Raw genomic sequence first — 26,481 nt, 5'->3', positions numbered from 1 at the left:
GGCATAGGCAGCCATTCCGCGGATACCAAAGAGAATAAGAGATTTCAAGGAGCGGATATCTTCATTGGCATTCCACAGCTGCTGAAGATCATATTCCTCTGTTCTGCAGTCAGGAGCCAGTCTTTCTTTTTCAGCTCTGACTTTTTGTATCATGTTTTCGATTGCTGCATTGTCAAAACTTACATTTGTAACTGTAGTAAACAGTCCTTCGATTATGATCTGTCCGGTTCTTTTTGAAATAGTTTCCGTGCTGTCGGCAGCTTTAGCCAGACTGATTAATGCACCTGTCAGTTCGTCCTGTAATTTCGCTGTATCTGCTTTTTTTCCACAGACACCGGCATTTCCGGTACAGCCGGTACATCCGACTGTCTGTTCACACTGAAAACAAAACATTTTTTTATCCATTATTGTATTCTCCTTTTATTCTGTGATTTTTTCGAAGGATCTTTCTTATTATTTTATCCTCGACTAGTAGTATTTATCCTTGGTTTCTGTTAGGAGTATAGTATAATAATTACAACGTGTATGTTTGATTTCCAACAGGAGGATTAATTTTGAAAAAATATTTACCCATTTTAAGAACCAGTCCTTTCTTTAAAGGTCTTACTGACAATGAAATATTATCCATACTGCATTGTGTAAATGCAGCAACGATCTCAAGAAAACGGGATTCTTATATTTTCAGAGCCGGAGACTCTACCGAAGTAATGGGACTTGTGGTGGCAGGCTGTGTTCTTGTTATTCAGGAAGACCTGTGGGGACATCGGAATATTCTGTCAAAATGTCATGCGGGAGATTTTTTTGGTGAACCATATGCAGCAAGTCCGGGAGCTGTTCTGAATGTCAGTGTGGTAGCAGACGAAGATTGTGAGATTATTTTATTAAATGTTCAAAGGCTTCTGGTTTCCTGCCCAATAGTATGTGAGCATCATCAGAAGCTGATCCGTAACCTGGTCGGTGTCCTGGCAAATAAGATCCTGATCCTCAACGATAAGATCACACATGTGGGCAAGCGAACGACAAGGGATAAGCTGTTGTCCTATCTGTCGTCGGTATCTATCAGACAGGCATCGTTATCCTTTGATATTCCTTTTGACCGGCAGCAGCTGGCAGATTATCTTTGCATTGACCGTGCGGCAATGTCTTCGGAGATATCAAAGCTGCAAAAAGAAGGACTTATAAAAACAAACAGAAACCATTTTGAGCTGACTGTCTGTAATGATACGGATTCAGGAATAAAAATGTGATATACATTACGGAAAACGATAAACTTTTTCATTATAATACAAAAGGAAAGTGAGACTGCTTAAAGTGATTCTATTGTTATAAGCGTTCACACGATGGTATTATGGTGTATGTATAAAGAATCTATGAAATCAGTTATTGAAAAATAGGAGGAAAAAAATGTTCATCAGAAAAGCAGAAGAAAAAGATATTCCGAGGATCCTGGAATTGTTAGGACAGGTGCTGCAGATCCATGCAGATATAAGGCCTGATATTTTTATTCCGGGCACAACAAAATATACGACAGACGAATTGACAGAGCTTTTGAAAAATGAAGAAAAGCCAGTATATGTTGCAGCGGATGAGGCTGATGTTTGTGTGGGGTATGCATTTTGTCAATTAAAGGAGCAGCCTTTTTCAAACAATATGGTACCGTTTAAATCTCTTTTTATAGATGACCTGTGTGTCGATCAGGAGACACGAGGACAGCATATTGGGGAAAGCCTGTTTGAATATGTAAAAAAAGAAGCAAAGCAGCTGGGATGCTATGAAGTGACATTGAATGTGTGGGCAGGAAATACTTCAGCAGAAAAATTTTATGAAAAAATGGGAATGCGGACAAAAGAAAGGCAGATGGAATACATATTATAAGATGTTGAATTGTTTAGGAAAAAAACAGCCGGCTAAGATACAGACTGAGATGTCTGTACCTTAGCCGGAAAATTTATCACTGTAATGAATATGCATAGCTTCCCAGTCCATAAACAATACATAAAATACTCTTCCGTATTGCTGGCTGTCTACAATCCTTCCGTGATCAAGAACAGAAAGGTAAGTGCCGTCCGCTTTTCGAAGATGAAAGTGGATGTAATCATTTTTATTGCCGGCATCGATCTGTTTCCAGATGCTTGCTTCTATCTGCTGCTGTTCATCCTCACGGATCAGGTTGTGGAAGCTTTTATTTGTAAGGCTGAAGAGGTTATCTATAGTTTTATATCCGGTCATTTGAAGGAACTCATGGTTTGCATACAGGAGTTCATCATCATCTTTGTCCGCTCTGTATATGATAAATGCACCCGGAAGGTGTTCAGAGATATCCTTGAATACAAATCCGAGCTGTTTGCGGACTCCTGACCGGAGCCCCTCCCTGTAAGCCATACATCCGTTTTTTCCGTGAAGCTTTATTTCATAAAGTGCTGCATCTGCACAGCGCATGAGCTGTGAGCGGCTGGATGCAAAGGTTGGATATTCTGCATATCCGAGAGAAATAAAAAACGGATATTCTTTTCCCTTGCATGAAAATGTCTTTGGAAGCTTGGTAAATTGCAGCAGCAGTTCTCCCGCTTCTTTATAGGTATGATCCGGCAGAAGAATGCAGAACTCATCGCCACCGTTTCTTCCCAGTAATGTGTTTTTTGGGAAAAAAGCCTTCATGCTATCTGTAAGACTCTTTAGTGCCCTGTCTCCATAGACATGTCCGTAAATATCATTAATAAACTTAAAGTCATCAATATCAAGGAGTGCGGCCACAAAATGCGTTTTTGGATTTTTAGTGATCATCCTTTCGGCTAATTCATCAAATCCATAGCGGTTGTAAATATCGGTGAGAGAATCTGTGTGTGCCAGTATTTGAAATTTGTTTTTATTTTCTTTCGATACTAACCATACCCGGGTAAGACCTGAGAAAAGTAAAACGACAGTAGTAAACATTCCGCCGACGATTACCAGTAATCTAAGGTCTCTCCATCCGCTTTCAGGAGCTACTTCTAATGTCCAGTTCTCTTCCCCTATCGTAAAACCATAAGAAACAGCATGAGTTAATTGGTCGTCTGACTGATAAACAACTTTATAAGTATCGCTCCAGGGAGCGTCGGTTTTTGAGAGTCTGTATTCATATCCGAAATCCGAAAGTGCACTGATCGCATCTGAAAAAATGTCAGGAACACGCAGGATAACAATGGTAAATCCCCAGAAATATTCCTGGTTGTTTTCATCTTTCAGGTAGACTGGATTGCGGACAGCAATTCCACAGCCGTCCTGTTTTAAATCGAAAGGACCTTGTGTAATGATCACGTGATTGTCTCTTGCGTAACAGGAAATTTTGCTGCAATCTTTATCCTGGAGCAGATCGATCTTACTCGCTTCCGTTCCCTCAGAAGGATAAATATCTGTTACATTACCATCCGGAGCAAGCTGTATGCTTTCAATAACGTCAGACATAATATTTTCCGCAATTGTGTCAAACTGACTGATCTTTCCGTTTTCACTGATCAGGACCTGCTTTAGCGTATCTGTGATCGCAATTCCATTTGTAATTTCATTTTTTATACGTTCGCCGTAGGTTGTTGCATTTAATTGTGCTGTTATGTGTCGTTGTTCAGTTTCATGTGAGTCTATTTTGTATACAATTAAACCAACAAGGCATATGCCCAGTAAAAAAACGATAAGAGGTACAATTGTTTTTTTCTTCACCTGGTTCACCTCGTTTTATTAGTTTCACAATAAAATATTATATCATAGAAGTAAAAAAATAGAATGATTTTTTGTGTTAAAGTGATATTGTTTTTTTATGTACAATGGAAATATGACCAGAGGGTGAAATATAGTATACAATTGAGGATTATATTGGAAAGAATACTGAAAAAACCTCGCGGTTTTGTAGGGTATATGATATACTGTTCTTTATAAGTAAATATCTTATCGGAATTCACGGAGGATCTGACCGATGCTGAATAAAAAAGATTTTTTTAAATATGCATCAAAATTAGCATTTCCGATCATGATCCAAAATCTGATCGGAACATTAGTAAATGTTGCGGATACTGTAATGCTGGGATATGTAAGCCAGACTGCCATGTCAGCTTCATCTCTTGCCAACCAGTACACATTTATTCTTTTCTGTTTGTATTATGGTATGGCTACAGGTACTTCGGTTTTATGTGCCCAGTACTGGGGAAAGGGTGATAAAAAGACAGTAGAAAAGATTCTCGGCCTGGCGGAGCGGATCTCACTGATCGTTTCTCTTGTATTTTTCGTTATCTCCTTTTCCATGCCGACTACGATCATGAAGATTTTTACAAACAGTCCGGATACGATTGCTGCCGGCAGCGAGTATTTGAAGGTGATCTCATTTTCCTTTATGTTTATGGGATTCTCTCAGGTTTTCATGAGTGCCCTTCGAAGTGTCGGAAAAATAATGCTGCCTTCTGTTACATACATTGTATCGCTTTGTGTCAATGTATTTTGTAATGCCACCTTTATCTTTGGCCTGTTTGGACTTCCAAAGCTTGGTGTTACCGGTGTTGCCCTTGGTACTGTTATTGCCAGGATCGCAGAGGTATTGATCTGTCTCATCTATTCATTAAACAGCTCCGATGTCAGATTTCGGATAAAATATTTCTGTGCGAAATCCGGTATTCTGTTCAGGGACTTTATGAAAATTGCTTCTCCGGCTGTGATAAATGATGTTGTCTGGAGCTTTGCCAGTTCAGCGTTCGCAGCGATCCTTGGCCACATTGGCGATGATATGGTTGCCGCAAATGCAGTTGCTGTTATGGTGGTAAACATTGGTGCCATCGCCTGTCGCGGTTTTGCCAACGCTACTACCATCATTATCAGCCAGGAGCTTGGTAAAGATCACAAGGATACAGCCAGAGAATATGGGAAACGTATGCTGAGAATAACAATTATCGTAAGTCTCATCGGATGTGCCATTATTCTGGCAGTCCGCCCTATGATACTGGACTTCTACCGGGATAAACTGACAGAGACAGCCATTTATTATCTTGGTATTTTTATAATCATGACAACCTGGCGTCTTGTAGGAGAGGGTATCAATACCTGTCTTATATGCGGATGCTTCAGAGGAGGTGGCGATTCCAGGTTCGGAATGATCGTAGATTCCATATTTATGTGGCTTGTTGCAGTTCCTCTCACCTTCCTTGCAGCATATGTTTTAAAACTGCCGCCTGTCTGGGTATATTTTATAATGACCCTGGATGAGTTCGAAAAAATGCCTGTGGTGTTCATCCACTATTTCAGAAATAAATGGCTTACGAACATTACCAGAGATTTTGACTGATTATGTAACTAAGCAGGAGGTTTTTATAGAAATGAAATACTTTGAGGCAAAAATGTCTTATCCTCAATTTTTAAAATATCTGGTTCCATCAGTGCTGACCATGATCTTTTTATCATTTTATACAACGATAGATGGATTTTTTGTATCACGGTATGCAGGCTCTGACGCGCTTGCAGGAATTAATATTGTTATTCCGATCACCTGTGTTATTTTCGGAACATCTGTCATGCTTGCAACGGGATCAGGTGCCATCATAGGAGAGAGGATGGGACAAAAAAGAGAACAGGAAGCAAATGAGATATTTACTTTTATCACGATCGTGCTGTTCGTACTTTCAGTTGCTTTTACAGCTGTGGGAATCCTTTTTCTGAAACCGATATGTATTTTTTTAGGAAGCAGTGAGCGCCTGATGGAGCATGTGGTGCCATACGCATTTGTCACATTTTTAGGATCGGTTTCGATGTCATTCAAGCTATTTTTCGAATATCTTGTGAGGACGGATGGGAGATCGTACATCGGAATGATCATGTCTCTGACAGGTCTGGCTTTTAATATTGTTTTCGACTATATTTTTGTGGCTGTATTCAGACTGGGAACGCTTGGAGCTGCATGGGGAACATTTCTCTCCATTACAGTAAGCATGTTGATCGGCTTTATCTATTTTCTGAAATACAGCCATATAAGGTTTTGCAGACCGAAGACCGACATGAGTGTTCTTCTGAAATCCTGCACCAATGGAAGCAGTGAAATGCTGACGGAGATGTCTACCGGGATCACTACATTTTTATTTAATCTTATTATCATGCAATATTTTGGTGAAGATGGAGTTGCGGCTGTGACGATCATTATGTATATTTACTATTTTTTCATCGCTTTTTATATGGGAATTGCCGTTGCAGCGGCTCCAATCATAAGCTATAATTACGGCTCTGAAAATCATGACAAGATCAGAGAGATAACACGATATAGTTTTATTACGATTGCCATCAGTTCAGTATTGATCCTCACGGTATCACTTGTATTTGGAAAACAGATCATCCATTTATTCGTTGGGGAGGGAAATGTATTTACATTGACATGGGATGGCTTGAAGCTGTTTAGTCTGGTTTTCCTGTTTATTGGTTTAAATGTATTTCTTTCCGGATATTTTACTGCGCTGGGAAATGGTTTTATTTCGGCATTGATCTCATCAATGCGTTCTTTGATCCTGGTGGCTGTGTTCATATTGATCCTGCCAAAGCTTATAGGGGTTGCAGGCATCTGGATGACGATGCCGCTGGCAGAAGCCGTGACTATTTTCATGGCGGTTTATCTGTATCGAACATACGGAAAAAGTTTCATGCAGGAAAATTCCAGAGCCACGTCTTGATGATATTTTGCAAAATTCTAACGAAAAAGAGGCCGTCAAGTACGGCCTCTTTTTCGTTATGGCTTTATCATGTCATGGGAGTATTTATAACTCCTGTGGAGATATTTCCAGGTATTCATAGGATGGCTGGAAATCATGGTTGTCACACTGACGGTAATATTGGGTAAAAATACGTTCTATGATATCAGGGATATGCGTTTCATCAGGTTCAAACAGTATGATGAGATACTGCAGGGAACTGTAGCGTGTACAGATATCCACACGGCGGATATTCTGCCGGATGGCCTGTTCCATATACTCCAGAGCCTGCTCAATGGAGTCGATATCAGGAACTGTATCCACAAGTGTCTCGATGGTGATCATCGCCAGATAACATCTGCACTGGCTGCGTGTGACAAGCTGACTCATGTATTCATACTGGCGTGCGAAATCCCGGTAATTCAGATCAAGAGCACCTACATAGATGCCGCTTTTCTGAAGGGACTCTGCCACAAGCGCCAGATCCTTTCCGGAACCGGATGCCGCAAGAGTGCTACGGTCGATCTGCTGGTAGAAAAAGAACTGGTTTTTGCCGTTTTGTTTTACGTAATACAGAGCTTTATCTGCTTTGGAATAGCAGTCCTCAAAGGAATCATCGGTGCTGCACAGACACAGGCCTGCGGACAGTGTGGCAAACCGGAGTTCCGGATCATCGGTAGTGATGGTGTGAAATTTCTGGAACAGATCGTCCATCTGCAGAGACAGGGAATCAGGATCTGTGTCCGGAAGGAACATCAGGAATTCATCTCCGCCAAGTCTGCAGGAAATTCCCTGATCTGCCCGTTTCTGGAGCAGCTTTCCAAGACATTTCAGTGCACGGTCGCCGGCTTTGTGGCCATAGATGTCGTTGATCTTTTTCAGGTTGTCCATATCAAGGAATACCAGACATCCATCATGTGTCTGCATAAATTCCGCGGTAAGACGTTCGCCCAGGTTACGCATGGGAAGACCGGTAAGAAAATCATAGCTTTTTGCGTCTTCCTGACTTTTTATGGTGGCCATTATGTCCGAGATGAATTTGCTGACGGTAAGCTGCATATCCGGAAGGTTATAGGTGTCCGGTTCTTCCTGGGAAGGATCCCACTGAGGCAGCCGTTTTTCATTGAGCAGTTTCAGAAAAATGTCTGTGATCTCCGGATCGAACTGTGTACCACGGTTTTTGCGGAATTCTTCGTAAACAACCTCCGGTGGAAGCGCATTACGGTAGATTCGGCGGGAGTTCATGGCATCGTAGCAGTCGGCAACAGCCACGATCCGGGCATGGATGGGGATTTCTGCTCCGGCCAGTCCGTCCGGATAGCCTTTTCCGTCATAACGCTCATGGTGACTTCTTGCGATTTCTGCCGCATGCGGGATCAGGGTTATATCTTTTAGGATCTCAGCACCGATGACGGTGTGTTTTTTTATAAGGTTGTATTCATCATCGGTCAGCTGTGCCGGTTTGTTCAGGAACGGATCCGGGATACCGATCTTACCGATGTCGTGAAGGTGAGTAGCCCGTTTCAGATTCAGGATCTCCTCCGGTGTCCAGCCCAGCTCCTCTGCGATCAGGGCTGCATATTGTGCAACCCGGTAGGAATGACCGCGGGTGTACGCATCCTTTGCCTCAATGGTGGTGGAAAGGGTCTGTATCATCTGCAGAGACATTTTTTCATTCTGTTCCTGGTTTTTGCGGATTTCGCTTTGTTGGCGTTTCAGTTCTATATCCTGGACATTTTTGATGGCTCTTACAATATTGACAAAGAGCAGGATCAGCATGCCGGCGCCCACAAACAGTCCGGACATCAATGTGACAAAGTATACGGAGGTTGTTTCAACGGCAATACACAGGATCGCTGCCAGCAGACCAATGAGCAAAAGCCGGTCGGCCTTGTTTTTTTCGGTGCGTATATATTGGAAAAGGTGTACAAATATTGTGGCAACGGTGATCGCCAGGATTCCGTGACTTACAGGCATGGTTTCGATATAATCTGCGATACCTGCAGCAGTGAGGATCGTACAGACTGCAAAGTTTATCATTGCGATGCTTCCAAGACAGACATAAAATCTGTGATGCAGCCCTTTCTGGAGACTGTCCGCAAAAAACAGGATCGGGAGCGGACACAAAAGGATCATAACGAAGCACAGAGATCCGAGAGCGGAAGCGTTGGGGACCAGGAACTGACGGAGCTTGGATTCACCCAGCATCCAGACGGCGCCCATAACCATGCACCATCCAAGATATTCCGTGTCAAATCGTGTATGATAGACCAATCCCAGAGCGAAACTGAACAGGATCGTGACGATTCCGGCAAACAGGATAAAAAAAGCAATGTAGGTTTCCAGTCCGTATCTGCTGAAAATATATATCCAGATATCTGCCTTGTTTCCGCAGTAAACAGGATTGACAACTCCGGTGTAATTGGAGGTGTAGGTGGTCAGTTCAATACGGAGCTCTTTGCCGGCATCGGAAGCATAAACCGGGCAGAAAACATAACGGCTGGCGGAGTTTTTGCCCACAAGCCTTGTTTTATGCGTGGAGTAGCTGGTCCTGAGGTTGTCCCCTACATAAAAATCCACATCCTGCAAGGAAGAACGGATGGCAAAGCAGGTATCTGTAAGATCATCGGGAAGCTGGATGGTGAGGACCATCGTGTCACCGACGGGAACCTTGTAGGTGCCCGGAACGGAGATTTCCTGGGTGGTTCCATCCGGTTTCTGCCAGGTAACGGTACCGGAATAGATCACAGAGGCTGCTGAGGTGTCGGAAGAACGTTCATCCGCACCAAAGATCTGCATAAAAATGAACCAGCCAAGGATGGCGAACATCAGAATATAAAAGAAATATCTTTTTCCCTGGTTAAAGGTTTCGGTTTTTTCTTTCATGGCAATATGCCTCCTTGTAATGGGAAAGGAGTGGTTTGTAAATTGAAAAACTCCTTTAGATCGATTATACCAGACCGGAGTGGAAAAATCAGTATAAACAGACTAAGACGGGTAATTTGGTAAGATTTTACCAAATTTTTTATGAATTCGGTGGTATTATATAAAGCAGATAGAAAACATATCCGATGCATCTGCGCGCAGGATATGGTACAATGGGTAAATGTGGAGTATGACATGCAAAGCATGATATATGCAGGATAAAGGATCAGAATAAAGAATGAGAGTAAAGTGACAGGAGGAAGGATCATGAGTAAGATCGTAAATATCACATCAAAAGAGGACAAAGATCAGAAGCTGCAGGACATTGCAAATTCACTGGAAGAGCTGAAGGATGTAATGGCTGAAGTGATAGAAGCCTATGAGGAAGAAAATGCGGACAGCCGGAAGATGGACACGCTGACAGAGGCACTGGATGCGCTCGAGGACGCTTATGAGGCCGTTAACGATGTGCTGCTTGAGGAAATCTGATCATGCAGTATAAGGTTCTGAAGATAGAAGAAGACATGGATTTCGGCTGTGAAGAGCGGCAGCCGGGTGAAGCACTTATGTCAGTAGTGCTGATGGAAGATGAAAATGGAAATGAAACAAGTCTGCGACATGATGACGGTCTCCTTTATGAAAGAGATATCAATGAGGGAGATCTTGTTACCATGGACGGGCAGCATCAGCTGTGGAAATTGTAAAACAGAAGGGACGCACATCATTGGATTTTGTCATGACTGCGTTGTTTGTGGTTATGTTCATTGATCAGTGGGAAGATGCACAAGATCATAAGCCGGCGCTGGTCGGAATTGTATGCTCTGTGATCTGCCTGGTGATCTTTGGAAGCGGGAAGTTTATCCTTCCGTCAATGGCATCGATCGTTTTATGCTTCCTGGGAATGAAGAAGCATGAGGAGAAGAGAAAAAAAGAACGTATACAGAAGTCAGGAGAATATCAGGCATGACAGTTGGGATATAGCCGGACAGGAGGGATAAGGAATGACTATGACAATAACACAGCAGATCATAACGGTTGTGGTAGTGGTCCTGGGGACTATGACAACGCGATTTTTGCCGTTTATCATATTCCCGGAAGGAAAGGAACCGCCGGCTGTGATCACCTATCTGGGAAAAGTGCTACCCTGTGCAGTGATCGGATTGCTGGTGGTATTTTGTCTGAAGGATGTGCCGGAAAGTACGCATTACGGACTGCCGGAGATGATCGCAATACTGTTCATTGTGGTATTACATAAATGGAAGAAGAGTACATTGCTCAGCATAGGAGGGGGAACGGTGTTTTATATGGTGCTGGTGCAGACCATATTTGGTTAGTCAGAAATATGCGAAAAACAGAAAATGAAAAGCTAAGGCAGGATACGATAACCGTATCCTGTTTTTTGATTGCAGCAGTAATTTATGAAATTGCTGTAGATCAGATAAGCAGGCACAGAAGTGTGAAAGTATAATAAGCCGTGAAAAGAAGCGAGCGGTCGTGAAAATGAGCGCGTCCGCAAGGGACGCACAGATGTATTTCCTTGTTCCTGGAAAATACAGAGGAAATATGCCGGGATCAGAGGAATCTGTAATTGTAACAGAACAACGATCCCCCTTACTTGTCTGTGAATCCGATTGCACAGGTCTAAAAGCCTCAGCGTAGCTGGAGACAATAAATAGTGTGTGTGGAATGGTGTGTTATGAAAATAACAAAAATGAGTAACTTTTGCTCTCACAATGGAATAAAAAACGACAAGACACTATGCGGCTTTATGGCTGTAAATGCATGCGTTTCAAGAGTTTATACAGGGAACATGGAATACCATGAAATGTGAATAAATTAACACATGATTTTGAAAAATATACTCAAAATATAACCATACTATATTGACAAAATTAAAAATAAATGATAATCTGTGACCAGAACAAAACGAGAATGACTAAAATTTTTATGAAGTTAAGAATAAAAAGGTAAGCACGAAAGGAGTATCCTAAAATGGCTGAGATCAAAAAAATGGGTTACTGTGTAAACGGTGAGTGGAAAGAGTCAAAGGCAGAGAAATACATGGATGTTACAGATTCCAGTACAGGTGAGGTGATCGCGCAGGTTCCCTGCTGTACACCGGATGAGGTAGAAGAGGCGATCGCTTCCGCACAGGCTGCATTCCCGGAATGGTCCTCACTTTCTCTTGCAAAGAGACAGCAGTATATGTTCAGATGGAGAGATGTTCTTTATGCTCATAAGGAAGAACTTTCCGTACTTTGTGCAAAAGAGCTCGGAAAGAACATCAAAGAGGCAAGAGGAGATGTTCAGAAAGCAATTGAGCCTACAGAAGAGGCATGTGCACTTCCGACAATGATCCAGGGCGATGCTGCAATGCAGGTAACTACAGGATATGATACAGCTACATATCGCAAACCACTTGGAGTAACTGCTGGTATTGTTCCGATGAACTTCCCGGCAATGATCCCATGGGGCTGGATGGTTCCACTTTCTATTGCATGTGGAAATACAGTAGTACTGAAAGCAAGCTCCCAGACACCACTTACAGCTATGAGGATTATGGAGCTCTTCTATACAGAGGGCGGATTCCCGAAGGGTGTTGTAAACCTTGTGACCTGCAGCCGTGTAGAGGCTGATATCCTTCTTACAGATGAGAGAGTAAAGGCTGTTACATTCGTAGGAACAACAGGTGTTGGTAAACAGGTATATTCCAAAGCAGCAGCTCATGGCAAACGAGTTCAGGCACAGTGTGAGGCAAAGAACCATGCACTTGTACTTGAGGACTGCAACCTTGAGGCTACTGTTAATGCGATCATCAACTCTACATACGGATGTGCAGGTATGAGATGTATGGCTCTTCCGGTTGTATGCGTACAGGATAGTATCGCAGACGAATTTGTTTCACTTCTTAAGAAAAAAGCAGAGGTTATGAAGCTTGGCTGTGCATATGATGAAGATACCGATCTCGGCCCGGTTGTAAATGCAGGCCATAAGGAGAAGATCTGCAACTGGATCCAGAAGGGTATCGATGAGGGTGCGGAGCTTGTACTTGACGGACGTAATGTAGTAGTTCCGGGATATGAGAACGGATTCTTCGTAGGACCGACAATTCTTGATTATGTAACACCTGAGATGACTGTTGGAAACCGTGAGATCTTCGGACCGGTAACCTGTATCAAACGAGTAAAGGATTACGAGGAAGGCATCGCAGTCATGAATGCCAATCCATTTGCAAATGGTTCCTGTATCTTTACACAGAGCGGATATTACAGCCGTAAATTCGCTATGGAGACAGATGGCGGTATGGTAGGAATCAATGTAGGTATCCCGGTTCCGACAGCATACTTCCCATTCTCCGGAAACAAGGATTCCTTCTTCGGTGATCTGCACGTTCTCGGAAAAGACGGCTATCGTTTCTTCACAAGAGCAAAAACAGTTACAACACACTGGTTCGATGAAGCTGCCGGAAAGAGAAAGGTCGGCACATGGGAAGGAAGTACTGAGGCTTAAGAAAGCTTCATAAATAAATTTATGACACTGTAAGGCAGATCGGGTAAGATTCTGCCTTTCAGATAAAATCCTCTAATGAAATGAGCATATTCAAAAACGGTGCATCTGCTGGATTTCCGGCAGATGCACCGTTTTTTAGGGCCAATATCCGATTTAATCGATCGTCATAACACGGATGCCGTGCTCCTGGCAGAAGCTGTCGTATTCTTCGGGAAGTGGCTGGTCGGTTACGATGGCGTCCAGCTTTTCCATGGAAGAATAGGTCATAAGCGAGATCCGGCCGAATTTGGAATGGTCTGCAAGAAGGATCATGCTGTTGGCATTCTCTGCAATGGCTTTTTTGGTGATGTATTCCTCGGCGCTGGCATTGGTAAGTCCGCTCTTCATGGTTACACCTGTGCAGGCCATAAAAGCCATGGAAATGTTGTAGGTCTGCAGATAATCATTGATATCCGGTCCTGTGAAGGACAGGGTCTTGCGGTTCAGCTTTCCGGGAACGGAAATGATATCCAGGTTCGGATAGGATGCTGCCTTGTTGAAGATAAGCAGGCTGTTGGTCAGGATCGTACAGTGCTTATCTGCAATAAAATCAACCAGGTTCAGGCAGGTTGTACCTGTATCGATATAGATGGTATCGTCTTCTGCCACAAGCTCTGCGGCACGGCGGCAGATTTCTTTCTTTTCGTCAGGAAAACGTCCGCCACGCTCTTCGTAAGACAGAAGGGGAAGAGTCTGTGGAGTTTCGAGTGCTGCGACACCGCCATATACTTTCATGATACTGCCACGTTTCAGAAGGATATCGACATCTCTTCTGATGGTGTTTTTGGATACGTTGAATTTCTCACATAATGTATCGAGAGAAGCGTTCTTATGCTCCAGCACATATTCTTCGATCATGTCCAGTCGCTGTGATTTCATAGAGGTCTACCTTCTTTCTATTGGTTAAGTCTTGGTTATATTTTATCATAAAAGAAGGTAGAGATAAAGTGCTTTTATAAGAACATACCAAAAAATATTTCCCTTCAAAAATATCTTGACGAAATTCTTATTTGAATGTAATATGAAAACGGTTTTCAAATTCAAATCTGCCATGTAAGGTGCAGTCGATAGAAGAGAGTAGGAAATATAATGGAAGAAAAAATGAAATACAGCACCAGGCAGCAGAAAATAATTCTGGAATGCCTGCAGGAATATGGAGATACATTTTATACCATAGATCAGTTTATGGAGCTCCTTCGTGGAAAAGAGATCCAGATCGGAAGGACAACGGTATACAGAGGACTGGAGCGGCTGCAGAAGGAGGGAGCGGTGCTGAAGGTTCCGTCTGTGGAGGGAGCGCCTGCCCAGTATCGTTTTATACGTGATGAGGAGCGGAAGAATTACGGTAAGCTTGTGTGTCTGGAATGTGGGCATACGATTCCTCTGCAGTGTGGATGTATCGATCATTTTGTGGGACATGTGCTGGATGAACACGGATTTGAGATCGATCAGAGCCGGACGATCTTTTATGGATATTGTGACAGCTGCAGGAGGCTTAAAAAATGAATGTTAACAGAGGGAAGATGACAGCGGCAGCAGTTCTGGCGGTGACGCTTCTTGTTGTGGGCGGTGTGACCGGATATGGTTTGCACAGGGCCGGAACGGTGGGACAGCCATTTGTGGAGGATGGCCGACTGAAGGTGATGGCCAGCTTTTATCCCATGTATGATTTTGCCCGGAAGGTAGGGGGCGACAGGATCCAGGTGAAGGATATGGTTCCGGCGGGAACGGAGCCTCATGACTGGGAGCCGGCGGCAACGGATATCCGGAATCTTGAAGATGCAGATGTGTTTGTCTATAATGGTGCGGATCTGGAGCACTGGGCGGAGGATGTACTGGATACTCTGGAGAATCAGGAGCTGGTTGTGTCTGAGGCATCGGATGGAGTGGAGCTTCTGGATGGAGGACATGATCATGCTCATGGTGATGAAGGAAAAGATCCTCATGTCTGGCTTGATCCTATGCGTGCAAAGCAGGAAATGAAGAATATCAGGGATGCTTTGGTAAAGGCTGATCCTGGGAACGGTGATTATTATGAAGCAAATTATGAGAAATATGCCGGTGAATTTGATGAGCTGGATCAGGAGTTCAGAGATGGTCTGAAAGGTACGAAGAGCCGGGATATCATAGTGGCGCATGAGGCTTTTGGATATCTATGCAATGCCTATGATCTGAAGCAGCTGGCTATCGAAGGGCTGACACCGGATTCAGAGCCTGATCCTGCCAAGATGCAGGAAGTGATCGAGTATGCGAAAAAATACGACATCCATACCATATTTTTTGAGGAGCTGGCAAGTCCCAAGGTGGCGAAGACAGTGGCGAAGGAAGTGGATGCGGTGACTGCTGTGTTGAATCCGATCGAGGGATTAAGTGAGGAGGATATAGAGGCCGGAGAGGATTATTTTTCTGTGATGAGGAAGAATCTGGAGGCACTCAGGAAGGCATTGAACTGAAGGTGCAGGACAGTAGCTGTAACAAAAAAGGAGAAATTATGGGAATTTTGATAGAAAATCTTTCGTTTCACTATACAGGGACACCTGTGCTGGATCAGGTGAACCTGGAGGTGAAGGATGGCGATTATGCCATCCTTACCGGTGAAAACGGAAGTGGAAAAAGTACATTTCTGAAGCTTCTTCTGGGCGAACTGAAGGCGCAGGAGGGAAGTATCACTGTAAATGGAAAAGATATTTCTGCCACATTCGGAAAGGGAGATCTGGGATATGTTCCACAGAACAGTATCAGCAGAAACCAGAATTTTCCGGCGACTGTGGAAGAGATCATGATGACAGGTGTGTATTCCTCTTCCTGGAAGGCACGTTTCCGGGCAAAAAAAGAGATCCCGCGTTTGAAAGCCGCACTTGCGGAAATGGAAATGGAAGAGTTCTGGAAAAGAAGGATCGGAGATCTTTCCGGAGGACAGCAGCAGAGGGTTATGCTGGCACGTGCGCTGGCAGGAAAACCGAAGATCCTGATCCTGGATGAGCCTACCACAGGAATGGATATGGTTTCTGTGAAAACACTTGCAGAAGTTCTGAGGAAGCGGAATGAGGAACAGGGGCTGACGATCCTTATGGTTACTCATGGAAATTCCGGTGAGTTTAAAGGAGCAAACCGGTTCTTTAAGGCGGAAGAGGGGAGGATCGACGAAGTATGAGTATTTTACAGTATGGATTTATGCAGAGGGCTTTTCTGGTGGGAATCCTTCTGGCTGTGATTACGCCCTGCATCGGGATCACCATTGTTCTGAAACGGATGTCCATGATCGGAGATGCGCTTTCCCATTCTTCACTGGCCGGTGTTGTGCTGGGACTGATACTTGGAGTGAATCCGGTAGCCGGTGCAGTAGTGATGTGCATCGTAGCTGCTCTTGGAATTGAGGCTATCCGCAAAAAAATCCCGCGTTATTCGGAGGTGGCGATCTCCATCGTCATGTCTGCCGGGATCGGACTGGCCGGTGTGCTGTCCGGCTTTGTGGAAAACGGTGCCAGTCTGAACAGCTTTTTGTTCGGAAGTATTGTGTCCATCAGTGAAGGAGAGCTGGCGCTGGTAGTTGTGATCAGTGTGCTGGTACTGGCAGCAGTGCTGTTTTTTTACAGGGAACTATTTTATATCGGATTTGATGAAAATGCGGCAAGGATCTCCGGTGTTTCCGTGCGGAATATTAATTTTCTTTTTACTATTCTGACGGCTCTGACAGTTTCCATTGCGTCCCGTACAGTAGGGACCCTGATCGTTTCCTCCATGCTGGTAGTTCCGGTGGCGTGTGGGATGCAGATGGCAAAAAGCTATAAGGGTACACTGATCTGTGCCATTATCGTGGCGGTATGTACCACCATTGCCGGACTGTTTCTTTCCTATTATGCCGGACTGAAACCAGGTGGAATGATCGTTCTTCTTGAGGTTGCGTGGTTTGTAGTTGTGATGACAGTGAAAAGTTTTAACAAATAAAACACATTTTTCCCACAAAGTAAACACAATTAACCCATATACTTTGAAGCATCAAAAGGAAACAGAGAAGAATTTTTTCCCAGGGAGGATTTAACCATGAACAATAACAGAAAATTAAAAATAAAGAAAATGATGAAAAAAGGTGCAACCATCAGCCTGTGTGCAGTACTTGCTGGCGGCATTGGAGTTGGTGCATATGAAGGTATAAATTATTTCTCCGGTGCACAGTCCGTACAGGCGGCAACCGACAGCTCCGAGAATCTGACTCTTATGAAGTCTGATAAAAAATCAAATAAAGACAGCGAAGATACAAAGGCTACAAAATCCTCCGATACAAAGGGCAGTCTGGATGTATCAGATGTTGCTGAGGAGGCAATGCCTTCTGTAGTTGCCATCACAACCAAGTCCGTTCAGGAGGTTCAGGATTATTACAGCATGTTTGGTTCCCAGTATGCGCCGAGCCAGGAGCAGGAAGTTGAAGGAAGCGGTTCCGGTATTATCATCGGAAAAACAGATTCTGAGCTGCTGATCGCCACAAACTATCATGTTGTGGATGGTGCCGATACCTTGTCAGTTGCCTTTGCAGATGGTAATGCTTATGAAGCTACGGTAAAGGGCTTTGATGAAAACGAGGATCTTGCAGTTGTTTCTGTTGCAACGAAGGATGTTTCGGATGATACAATGGATGCAATTTCTGTTGCAAAGATCGGAAGCTCTGATGATCTGAAGATCGGTGAGCAGGTTGTTGCCATTGGTAATGCACTTGGCTATGGCCAGTCCGTTACTACCGGTATTGTCAGTGCAAAGAACCGTAAGACAGATGCATCAGGACAGATCGAGGGTGATTCTACAGATAACAGCAGCAGTATCAATAAGGGCGTGAACCTGATCCAGACAGATGCGGCTATCAATCCCGGTAACAGTGGCGGTGCGCTTCTGAATATGGATGGTGAGGTTGTTGGTATCAACTCTTCCAAGCTTGCTTCTACTGAGGTTGAAGGTATGGGTTATGCCATTGCAATTTCAGATGTTGCGGATTCTCTTGAGAACATGATGAATGCCAAGGCAAGGGATAAAGTGGATAATCATGGTATCCTTGGTATCACAGGCAGTACAGTAAGTACGGAGGCAGTACAGATTTATGGTATCCCGCAGGGTGTATTTGTTTCTGAGGTAACCGAGGGCGGCCCTGCCGATGATGCAGGTATTACCAAGAATATGGTCATTACAGAGTTTGATGGTAAAACGATCACCAGTATCGATCAGCTGGTTGAGCTGCTTCAGTATTATGAGCCGAAGGAAAAGATCGATGTGACGGTTGCAGTTCTGGATGGTAATGAGTATAAGGAGAAGACACTTACTGTAAAACTTGGTAAAGATGACAGTTCCAGCAAGGATAGCAAGGACAGCTCTGAGGATAGCACGTCCCAGGATTCCCAGGATGCAGATATCCCAGATATCCAGGGAGGACAGGATGACTCCGATCAGGGGGATGCAGATGCATTTGCTGATGATGGAGAAGCCAGCCTGTTCAGAGATTTTGAGCAGAATGGCTTGTATGACTGATCAGTCCTAAATTATAGATGGAGAGCATTTTCGAGGTGAAGAACCGCAATCAGTTCATCCCCTCCATGAATCCGCAGGAAAGAAACCAGAAATACAGCGGATGGAAAGACGCAGTAGAAAAAGTTCTTGTATAAGCATAAAAATTTCTCAATATAAAAAAGGTGTTGCTGATCACAGAGTGAGCAGCAACAAAACGGGAGCTTTAGGCAGCGGCAATTGCTTGACCCCATGTGTATGTCAGATTATAATAAAATAACAGGCATTTCCGGATGCATTCCAGATGTATCGGAAATGACGGAAAGCCGGTCTTTGCCAGTATCATGTGCAGAGGCCGGCAAAAGTTATATTCAGAGATAAACGATCATCCATTTGCAGTAGCTGTGCAGTGGCATCCGGAGATGATGTATGATTCTTCAGAACAGCTGAAGCTTCTCCGGGCATTTGTGGAGGCAGCAGGGAAGGAGACGGAAGCATGAATATTTGTATCTATGGAGCGTCCAGCGCAGAGCTGAAAAAGATCTATTATGAGAAAACGGAAGAGCTGGGACAGCTGATGGGAAAGCGAGGACACGGCCTTGTTTTCGGAGGTGGAAAAGAGGGGCTGATGGGGGCGGCAGCCCGGGGTGTTGACAGAGAAAAAGGCTATATCCTGGGTATCGCACCGAGATTTTTTGACCAGCCGGGAGTGTTGTATGAGCATTGTACAGAGTTTATTTTTACTGAAAATATGCGTGAGAGGAAGCACCTGCTGGAAAGCCGCTCGGATGCGACTATCGTGGTACCTGGGGGAATTGGTACTTATGAGGAGTTTTTTGAGATTCTGACATTGAAGAGTCTGGGACGGATCGACAGGCCGATCGTTCTTTATAATATTCAGGGATATTACGACAGCATGCAGGCACTCCTGGAATACACAGCCGGGGAAAAATTTATGTCCAGAGATGTTGTGGGTATGTGCCGGTTCATGAAAGACCCGGAGGAGATCCTGGATTATATTGAGAATTACCGGAATTATGGGGGAAGGCTATAAATAAAATACAGTACGGCTGATACAACAGCCCTGTATATAAGATCGTGCGAAGGGGATTTTTACAGGAGAAGATATATTTTATGAGGAAAATAATGTTAAATGGCCAGTGGGAGCTGGCAGAAGCAGGAAATGACAGATTATGTGAGGTACAGGTTCCGGGATCTGTGCTTTCCGGGCTCTATGGTGCCGGGAAGATCGAAGATCCTTTTTACCGGACAAATGAGGATGTGACAAGGGAACTGTTCCGGAAGGATTATGAATTCAGCAGAACATTTGTGGCTGCAGAGGATATCCTGAAAGAAGAAAAAATAATTCTGGTCTGTGAGGGGCTGGATACTCTTGCAGATATTTATATCAATGGGCAAAAAGCCGGATCTGCAGATAACATGCATCGTACCTGGAAGCTGGATGTGAAAGAATTTCTTCATTCCGGGGAGAATCAGATCCGGATCGTATTCCGGTCGGTATTCAAGTATATCGAAGCTTATGAGTATGAAGATAATAAAGAGATCCACTATGTTCCCTGCGGTGGAATGAAAGGAAACCAGCTGATCCGGAAGGCTCATTGTATGTTTGGATGGGACTGGGGCCCCCAGACCATTGATGCCGGGATTTTTCGGGATATTTATCTGGAAGCATACAGTCATCCGAGAATTGAGGATGTGAAGATCACACAGGTGCATGGGGATAATGCTGTGGATGTGTGTACAACTGTGGCTGTAAGCGGAGATGCTGTGGATAAGTGTCAGGTGAGAGTGACGATCCAGGAGGATGCAGAGAGCGTCTGTGGACATAGAACAGGTGCTAACGACCGAAAAACGGAAGCCCATGTATGCAAAGTGGGGGAGACTGTATCAGCGAATAATAATCCAGCAGTGCTGACATCCTCGATCCACAACCCGAAGCTCTGGTGGCCAAACGGCTACGGCGATCAGCCGTTATATAAAGTTCAGGTGGAACTTCTGGACGAGTATGGCACAGTTCTGGAAACCATAACGAAGCGCATCGGTCTCCGTACCCTTACCATCAGCCAGGAAAAAGATCTCTGGGGAAAAGAGTTCGCGTTCTGTGTCAATGGCGTGAAAATTTTTGCCATGGGGGGAAATTATATTCCGGAGGACTGCATCTATTCCAGGATCACACCGGAGGTCCAGAAGTATCTTCTGGAATCCTGCAAACGTGCCAATTTTAACTGTGTCCGTGTGTGGGGCGGCGGTTATTATCCTTCGGATCATTTCTATGATCTTTGTGATGAGATGGGACTGATCGTATGGCAGGATCTGATGTTCGCATGTAATGTTTATGATCTTACAGAAGAATTTGAAGATAATATCACGAAGGAGATCACGGAAAATGTAAAACGTCTCCGTCATCATGCATCCCTTGGCCTGTGGTGCGGAAACAATGAGATGGAGTCTGCCTGGGATCACTGGCCGGAGGTACAGAGTGAGTCGAAATATCTCCGTGCGGACTACATAAAAATGTTTGAGTATGTGATTCCGAAAGCAGTGAGGGCGGCAGACAGCGAGACCTTTTTCTGGCAGTCTTCCCCAAGCTCCGGAGGCTGCTTTGATGATCCGGACGATGAGAACAGAGGAGACTGTCACTACTGGGATGTATGGCATGGTCAGAAGCCTTTTACAGATTATCAGAAGCATTATTTTCGTTTTTGCTCGGAGTTTGGCTTCCAGTCTTTTCCGTGCCTGAAAACTGTGGAGAGCTTTACGGAAGAGAAAGATAGGAATATTTTTTCCAGGGTGATGGAGAACCACCAGAAAAATCCTGCAGCTAACGGAAAGATCCTGTATTATCTTTCCGAGAATTTCCGTTATCCGGAGAATTTCCGCAAGCTTCTCTATGTGAGCCAGATCCTTCAGGGAATGGCCATGAAGTATGGAGTAGACCACTGGAGACGTCACAGAGGCCGCTGTATGGGTACCCTTTACTGGCAGATCAATGACAACTGGCCGGTGGCATCCTGGGCAAGTATCGACTACTTTGGCCGTTGGAAGGCACTTCATTATATGGCAAAAAAATTCTATGGGCCACAGGCGGTGAGTATGTGCATGGATGGGGATATCATGCAGGTGTATCTGGCAAATGAAAGTATGGACGCACAGTCATATCAGGTTGCCTTTTATGTGAAAAATATGGAATGTGAGATTCTTGAGAAGCTTACCGGAACGGGCACTGTGGGTGTGCAGGAGTCCGCTCCGATCCTGGCGGTGGATGTTTCCGGATGGGAAGACAAGAAGTATGAGATCTTTCTTGAGGCGGAAGTGACACTTGCTGACGGAGATGTGCTCTGTGATGTGGAGACCCTTGTTCCGTATAAATATCTGGAGCTGGATAAACCGGAGATCACTGCCGAGGTGGAGGAGCAAGGTGATGCATTTGTGATCCATTTAAAAAGCAGCTGCTTCAGTCCGTTTACAGCTATTGGATTTACTGATGCGGATGTTACTCTGGAGGATAATTTTTTCCATATGACAGATGGAGAGGAAATGTGTGTCCGGCTTGATAAGAAAGATATCCGAAATGGAGAGATTCTGGATGCAGCGGATCTGACACAGCAGATGGAGATCCTGACGCTGGCATAGAAAGCTTTTAAATAAAAAAGACGCGGCCTTTTATCGGAGGATAAAAAGGTTCGTGTCTTTTTTTATATGATATTAGGGGATCATCATGGGTTTGCGTGTGTTTACATTTGATTACGATATTTGGGATCAGAATTCGTAATTTTTATGTCTTTTGAAGAAATCCTTAGTTTCCTTTACAACCACACCGCTCAGGGCAAGAAGAGCGATCAGGTTCGGGAATGCCATCAGGGCATTGAAGATATCTGCGATGTTCCATACAGCTGCTACAGTCATATATGGTCCGATGAATACGCAGATGATGTACAGCCAGCGGTATGTTGTAACTGCGGCTTTGTTTCTGTTGAACAGGTATTCCAGACATCTTTCACCGTAGTAATCCCATCCAAGGATTGTTGTGAATGCAAAGAATACCAGGCACAGCATCAGTGAGAAGGATGCTACAACCGGCGGGAAAGGAAGTCCTTTCTGGAATGCGGCTGTTGTGATGGCAACACCCTCAAGACCTGTGTTCCATGTTTCTGTAATGACGATGGAAAGACCTGTCATTGTACAGATAACGATAGTATCAATGAATGTACCTGTCATGGATACAAGACCCTGACGTACCGGCTCCTTTGTCTGAGCTGCAGCGGCTGCGATCGGGGCACTACCAAGACCGGACTCATTGGAGAAGATACCGCGGGCGATACCCTTCTGCATAGCTACGACCATGGTTCCCATTGCGCCACCTGCAAGTGCACTTCCTGTGAAAGCAGATTTTACGATAGTTACGATCGCTGTAGGTACTGCAGTGATGTTTGTGATCACGATGATCAGTGCCAGTGCAACATAGAGAACTGCCATAAACGGTACAACGACCTGGGATACCTTTGCGATTCTCTGGATTCCGCCGAGAACGACAAGTCCTACACATACGGTAAGTATCAGACATGCAACTACAGTTGCCCAGGAATATGTATTTCCGAAAAGTGCTACTGTGTGTGCTTTATCCGGGTCAAAGAAATTGGTAACTGCAGATGAGATACCGTTTACCTGTGTAAAGGTTCCGATACCGAAAAGTCCCACACCTGCTCCGAAAAATGCGAAGATCTTGGCAAGCCATCTCCACTGTTTTCCCATACCGTTTTCGATGTAGTAGAAAGGTCCGCCGAGAACGTGGCCTTCTTTGTCAATGGTACGGTACTTGATCGCCAGAAGTCCTTCTGCGTATTTGGTTGCCATTCCGAAGAATGCGGCTACGATCATCCAGAAAAGTGCTCCTGGTCCGCCGGCTGCGATAGCAGTTGCGACACCTACGATATTTCCGGTTCCGATGGTTGCTGAAAGCGCAGTACACAGAGCTCCGAAGCTTGTGACCTCACCATCGCCGCCTTCTTCATTTTTTACCATGAATTTCAGTGCCTTTCCGAGGTGCCTTACCTGTAAAAGACCTAACCGAGTGGTTAACAGAATTCCTGTGAACAGGATCAGAATGATCAGCGGAAGTCCCCAAACGACTCCGTCAAACCATGTGATAAAGTTGTTGATTTGTGTAAACATTACTCTTTCCTCCATCCTTTTGCCTGAGAGATTTACAGCATTTTGTGTGCTGCGTACACCTTCGGCGCTCTTCCCTTTTGATTTGAAGAGACTCTCCTGAGTTTTTTATTTTTGAATGATGCCAGGACCTTTTGTGTGCGGTGGTGGCGGTCATTCGTTTCGTGTAGAAAAACACTGTAACACAGAGTATCACATGAATTGATGGATTTCAATGGTTTTTTAAAAAAAATTGCATTTATTAGAAAAATTAATCGACATATAATCAGGATCTGGTAAATTGTTATTTTTCTATCAGCGGATGTTCTTTGTAATACATGCGGGTGAAATGCAGAAATGTCAGCATATCGCCGCTGATGTATTTGCTTTTTTTCCATACCATGCCGATTTTTATGCGGACAGGTGGATTGAGAGGGATGCCGGTAATATTGGAAGAGGAAAATTTATCGGTCATGCTGGAATAGAGAAAACAGCCATATTTTCCGGTTTTTACAAACTGCAAAGTAGTGTAGATCTGGCTACTTCGCATCACGATATTGGGCTTGTAGCCGTCCATTTCAAAACGCATTTTCAGGATCTGATTCTGGACGGAGTCAGCATTGAAAAAGATCAGCTGCTCTTTCGCCATATCTTTTGTTGTGACTGATTTTTTTTCTGCCAGCCTGTGGTCGTTGCTCACACAGAAAACCACCTGGTCGTTGGCCAGGACAGTGTTGTGAAATTTATCTATATTATACTGTTCCATATTGACCAAAGCTACATCCAGGGTGTCATCCTGTACCAGATTGCAGGCACGGACAGATCCGTATTCTTCCAGTACTACGGCAATTTCCGGGTGCTTTTCGTGAAACGCCGTAAGCAGCTCCGGAAAAAATACGGTACTCAGCATGGGAGGGATCCCGATGCGAAGAGGGGGCTTTATCCTGGACATGCTGGAGTAATCGGCCTGAAGCTCATTACAATATTGAAGGATATAGGTAGCTTTTTTGTAGAAGGACTCTCCCTCCTGGGTCAGACTCAGCTGATTTCCTTTTCTGGAAAAAAGGCTGATCCCGAATTCAATCTCCAGATCGCGGATAGCCATGGAAATGGTGGGCTGGGTCACATATAATTCTTCGGCTGCCTTTGTGATGCTGTGGCAGCGGCTGGCTGTGCAGAAATAGCGTAGTTGATTCAGTGTCATGATAAACCTTCTCTCGATGAATTGTCAGATTAAATTTTTTAGTAAAGTTTTTCATTTCTGTCCGGAAAAGATGTGACAGAGTATTTTGGTGTCTACATAAAAATAGCATAGAAATATAATTTTTGCCAGATTCATTTGCTGATACGCTGATTTTATGTTAGTAATGTACAAAAATTATCATTAAAAACTGATACTATAAATATTTTTTATGCGGATATATGTTTCATTAATTTGTTTTTTTATATGTACACCGGTTATAATGGAACCATCAAAAGAAACGTGTACGGCCTATACTTTTCAGGAAAAAACCAAATGGAAGGAGAGTACAGAAATGTCTCAGACAACTATCACATTGCTGTTTCTTGTGTTCACCATTATCAGTTTCATCCTTGAAAAAATTCCTCTTGGTCTGACGGCTTCGATCTGTGCGATCGGCCTGACCCTTACAGGAGTTGTGGATGCAACAACAACATTTTCACAGTATGTAAACAGTAACGTAATCCTTTGCGTTGGCATGTTTGTAGTAGGCCAGGCATTGTTCGAAACAGGAATGGCAAATAAGATCGGAGGACTGGTCACGAAATTTGCCAGAACAGAAAAAACACTGATCATTGCGATCATGGTGATCGTAGGTGTAATGTCCGGATTCTTATCCAATACAGGTACTGCAGCAGTGCTGATCCCGGTAGTCTGTGGAATCGCCGATGAGTCCGGCTATTCCAGAAGCCGTCTTCTGATGCCGCTGGTATTTGCCGCAGCACTTGGCGGAAACCTTTCTATTATCGGTGCACCCGGAAACCTGATGGGTGTGAATGCACTTCAGGAGATGGGGCTTTCCACAAGCTTCTTTATGTATGCGCCGGTTGGAGTTCCGATGCTTCTGATCGGAATCCTTTACTTTGTCCTTATCGGATATAAATTCCTTCCGGATGGAAAGAATGCATCCGGTGCAGCTCTTGAAGATCAGCAGGATTTCAGCCATGTACCGAAGTGGAAACAGACTGTTTCCCTGGTAGTACTGATCCTTGTGATCCTTGCAATGATCTTTGAGAAAGAGATCGGCATCAGCATTGAGGTTTCCGCATGTATCGGAGCGATCCTCCTGGTTCTGACAGGAGTTATTTCCGAGAAAGACGCACTGAATTCCATTGACCTGAAGGTTGTATTTCTTTTCGGCGGTTCTCTGACACTTGCAAAAGCATTGGATACAACCGGAGCCGGAGAACTGATCGCAGATAAGATCGTAGGACTTCTTGGAGCAGATCCGAGTCCGATCCTTCTTCTTCTGGTGATTTTTATTGTAACCTGTGTGCTGACAAATTTCATGTCAAATACAGCAACCACAGCACTGATGATTCCAATTGCGGTATCTCTTGCAAACAACCTCGGAGCAGATCCGAGAGCCGTTGTTATCGCAACTGTTATCGCAGGTTCCTGTGCATATGCAACACC

General features: G+C 44.2%; 23 protein-coding genes, 1 pseudogene and 1 riboswitch. Of the genes and pseudogenes, 18 read left to right on the top strand and 6 right to left on the bottom strand.

Features of this window, described 5'->3' with window-relative positions; genetic code table 11:
• A pseudogene (locus AB5026_RS14950) lies at positions 1-405 on the bottom strand (hydroxylamine reductase); the annotation flags it as partial.
• Positions 406-554: 149 nt separating this feature from the next.
• On the opposite strand from AB5026_RS14950, the gene AB5026_RS14945 reads away from it, so the two are divergent.
• Both AB5026_RS14945 and AB5026_RS14940 read left to right on the top strand, forming a co-directional pair.
• Complete coding sequence (locus AB5026_RS14945) at positions 555-1,247, top strand: Crp/Fnr family transcriptional regulator (RefSeq protein ID WP_022427006.1); 693 nt, start codon at positions 555-557, stop codon at positions 1,245-1,247.
• A gap of 157 nt (positions 1,248-1,404) precedes the next feature.
• Positions 1,405-1,875 (top strand): GNAT family N-acetyltransferase, encoded by a 471-nt coding sequence (locus AB5026_RS14940; protein WP_022427007.1) that lies wholly within the window; start codon positions 1,405-1,407, stop codon positions 1,873-1,875.
• A gap of 60 nt (positions 1,876-1,935) precedes the next feature.
• On the opposite strand, the gene AB5026_RS14935 is transcribed toward AB5026_RS14940, so the two are convergent.
• Positions 1,936-3,696 carry a diguanylate cyclase gene (locus tag AB5026_RS14935; RefSeq protein ID WP_368213703.1) on the bottom strand — a complete coding sequence of 587 codons (1,761 nt, stop codon included), beginning with the start codon at positions 3,694-3,696 and terminating at the stop codon, positions 1,936-1,938.
• Between the two features lie 253 nt (positions 3,697-3,949).
• Here AB5026_RS14935 and AB5026_RS14930 point away from each other — a divergent pair, with 253 nt between their 5' ends.
• Both AB5026_RS14930 and AB5026_RS14925 read left to right on the top strand, forming a co-directional pair.
• A complete protein-coding gene (locus AB5026_RS14930) occupies positions 3,950-5,305 on the top strand; it encodes an MATE family efflux transporter (RefSeq protein ID WP_022427009.1) in 1,356 nt (451 codons plus the stop codon).
• A gap of 31 nt (positions 5,306-5,336) precedes the next feature.
• The gene (locus AB5026_RS14925; RefSeq protein ID WP_173740894.1) at positions 5,337-6,674 is read left to right on the top strand and encodes an MATE family efflux transporter; all 1,338 of its coding nucleotides are present in this window, start codon (positions 5,337-5,339) and stop codon (positions 6,672-6,674) included.
• Positions 6,675-6,758: 84 nt separating this feature from the next.
• On the opposite strand, the gene AB5026_RS14920 is transcribed toward AB5026_RS14925, so the two are convergent.
• A complete protein-coding gene (locus AB5026_RS14920) occupies positions 6,759-9,578 on the bottom strand; it encodes an HD domain-containing phosphohydrolase (RefSeq protein ID WP_173740893.1) in 2,820 nt (939 codons plus the stop codon).
• 306 nt (positions 9,579-9,884) lie between these two features.
• Here AB5026_RS14920 and AB5026_RS14915 point away from each other — a divergent pair, with 306 nt between their 5' ends.
• The 5 genes from AB5026_RS14915 (at position 9,885) to AB5026_RS14895 (ending at position 13,127) form a co-directional block, all read left to right on the top strand.
• Positions 9,885-10,106, top strand: coding sequence for a hypothetical protein (locus AB5026_RS14915; protein WP_015526439.1), 222 nt, complete (start codon positions 9,885-9,887; stop codon positions 10,104-10,106).
• 2 nt (positions 10,107-10,108) lie between these two features.
• Entirely contained in the window at positions 10,109-10,321 is a 213-nt protein-coding gene (locus AB5026_RS14910) for a hypothetical protein (protein WP_015526438.1), read from the top strand.
• Positions 10,309-10,584: a hypothetical protein gene (locus tag AB5026_RS14905; RefSeq protein WP_118626227.1), complete on the top strand. Its 276-nt coding sequence runs from the start codon at positions 10,309-10,311 to the stop codon at positions 10,582-10,584. Before AB5026_RS14910 ends, AB5026_RS14905 begins: the two co-directional genes overlap by 13 nt.
• Before the next feature lie 40 nt (positions 10,585-10,624).
• Positions 10,625-10,951 carry an AzlD domain-containing protein gene (locus AB5026_RS14900; RefSeq protein ID WP_270186852.1) on the top strand — a complete coding sequence of 109 codons (327 nt, stop codon included), beginning with the start codon at positions 10,625-10,627 and terminating at the stop codon, positions 10,949-10,951.
• 658 nt (positions 10,952-11,609) lie between these two features.
• On the top strand, positions 11,610-13,127 hold the full coding sequence (locus tag AB5026_RS14895; RefSeq protein ID WP_173740890.1) for a CoA-acylating methylmalonate-semialdehyde dehydrogenase: 1,518 nt from the start codon (positions 11,610-11,612) through the stop codon (positions 13,125-13,127).
• A gap of 153 nt (positions 13,128-13,280) precedes the next feature.
• Here AB5026_RS14895 and AB5026_RS14890 read toward each other — a convergent pair whose 3' ends face one another.
• Entirely contained in the window at positions 13,281-14,045 is a 765-nt protein-coding gene (locus tag AB5026_RS14890; protein WP_015526435.1) for a DeoR/GlpR family DNA-binding transcription regulator, read from the bottom strand.
• A gap of 210 nt (positions 14,046-14,255) precedes the next feature.
• Here AB5026_RS14890 and AB5026_RS14885 point away from each other — a divergent pair, with 210 nt between their 5' ends.
• The 8 genes from AB5026_RS14885 to AB5026_RS14850 all read left to right on the top strand — a co-directional run bounded on the left by AB5026_RS14885 (position 14,256) and on the right by AB5026_RS14850 (position 22,310).
• Entirely contained in the window at positions 14,256-14,672 is a 417-nt protein-coding gene (locus AB5026_RS14885) for a Fur family transcriptional regulator (protein WP_015526434.1), read from the top strand.
• A complete protein-coding gene (locus tag AB5026_RS14880; RefSeq protein WP_368213698.1) occupies positions 14,669-15,619 on the top strand; it encodes a metal ABC transporter substrate-binding protein in 951 nt (316 codons plus the stop codon). The genes AB5026_RS14885 and AB5026_RS14880 overlap by 4 nt, the downstream gene beginning before the upstream one ends.
• Positions 15,620-15,657: 38 nt before the next feature.
• Positions 15,658-16,320: a metal ABC transporter ATP-binding protein gene (locus AB5026_RS14875; RefSeq protein ID WP_015526432.1), complete on the top strand. Its 663-nt coding sequence runs from the start codon at positions 15,658-15,660 to the stop codon at positions 16,318-16,320.
• Entirely contained in the window at positions 16,317-17,114 is a 798-nt protein-coding gene (locus tag AB5026_RS14870; RefSeq protein ID WP_015526431.1) for a metal ABC transporter permease, read from the top strand. Before AB5026_RS14875 ends, AB5026_RS14870 begins: the two co-directional genes overlap by 4 nt.
• A 96-nt stretch (positions 17,115-17,210) precedes the next feature.
• Entirely contained in the window at positions 17,211-18,680 is a 1,470-nt protein-coding gene (locus AB5026_RS14865) for a S1C family serine protease (protein ID WP_368213696.1), read from the top strand.
• A 269-nt stretch (positions 18,681-18,949) separates the two neighbouring features.
• Positions 18,950-19,156, top strand: coding sequence for a hypothetical protein (locus tag AB5026_RS14860; protein ID WP_015526429.1), 207 nt, complete (start codon positions 18,950-18,952; stop codon positions 19,154-19,156).
• Positions 19,153-19,710 carry a TIGR00730 family Rossman fold protein gene (locus AB5026_RS14855; RefSeq protein ID WP_015526428.1) on the top strand — a complete coding sequence of 186 codons (558 nt, stop codon included), beginning with the start codon at positions 19,153-19,155 and terminating at the stop codon, positions 19,708-19,710. Before AB5026_RS14860 ends, AB5026_RS14855 begins: the two co-directional genes overlap by 4 nt.
• 80 nt (positions 19,711-19,790) lie before the next feature.
• Entirely contained in the window at positions 19,791-22,310 is a 2,520-nt protein-coding gene (locus tag AB5026_RS14850) for a glycoside hydrolase family 2 protein (protein ID WP_092070965.1), read from the top strand.
• 126 nt (positions 22,311-22,436) lie between these two features.
• On the opposite strand, the gene AB5026_RS14845 is transcribed toward AB5026_RS14850, so the two are convergent.
• Positions 22,437-23,849, bottom strand: a complete 1,413-nt coding sequence (locus AB5026_RS14845) for a sodium:alanine symporter family protein (protein WP_173733168.1) — start codon at positions 23,847-23,849, stop codon at positions 22,437-22,439.
• A gap of 1 nt (position 23,850) precedes the next feature.
• Positions 23,851-23,958, bottom strand: a riboswitch (glycine riboswitch).
• A 171-nt stretch (positions 23,959-24,129) separates the two neighbouring features.
• Entirely contained in the window at positions 24,130-25,029 is a 900-nt protein-coding gene (locus AB5026_RS14840) for a LysR family transcriptional regulator (protein ID WP_147602724.1), read from the bottom strand.
• Between the two features lie 331 nt (positions 25,030-25,360).
• Between AB5026_RS14840 and AB5026_RS14835 the strand changes: the two genes are divergently transcribed.
• The coding region (locus AB5026_RS14835; RefSeq protein ID WP_368213693.1) for an SLC13 family permease at positions 25,361-26,481 on the top strand (1,121 nt) is incomplete at its 3' end.

The organism is Blautia sp. RTP21359st1_E11_RTP21359_211015, from assembly GCF_040910705.1.
Classification (GTDB): Bacteria; Bacillota; Clostridia; order Lachnospirales; family Lachnospiraceae; genus Blautia_A; species Blautia_A fusiformis.
The sequence above is the reverse complement of the archived record's forward strand: the minus strand, read 5'-3'. Positions and strand labels throughout refer to the sequence as shown.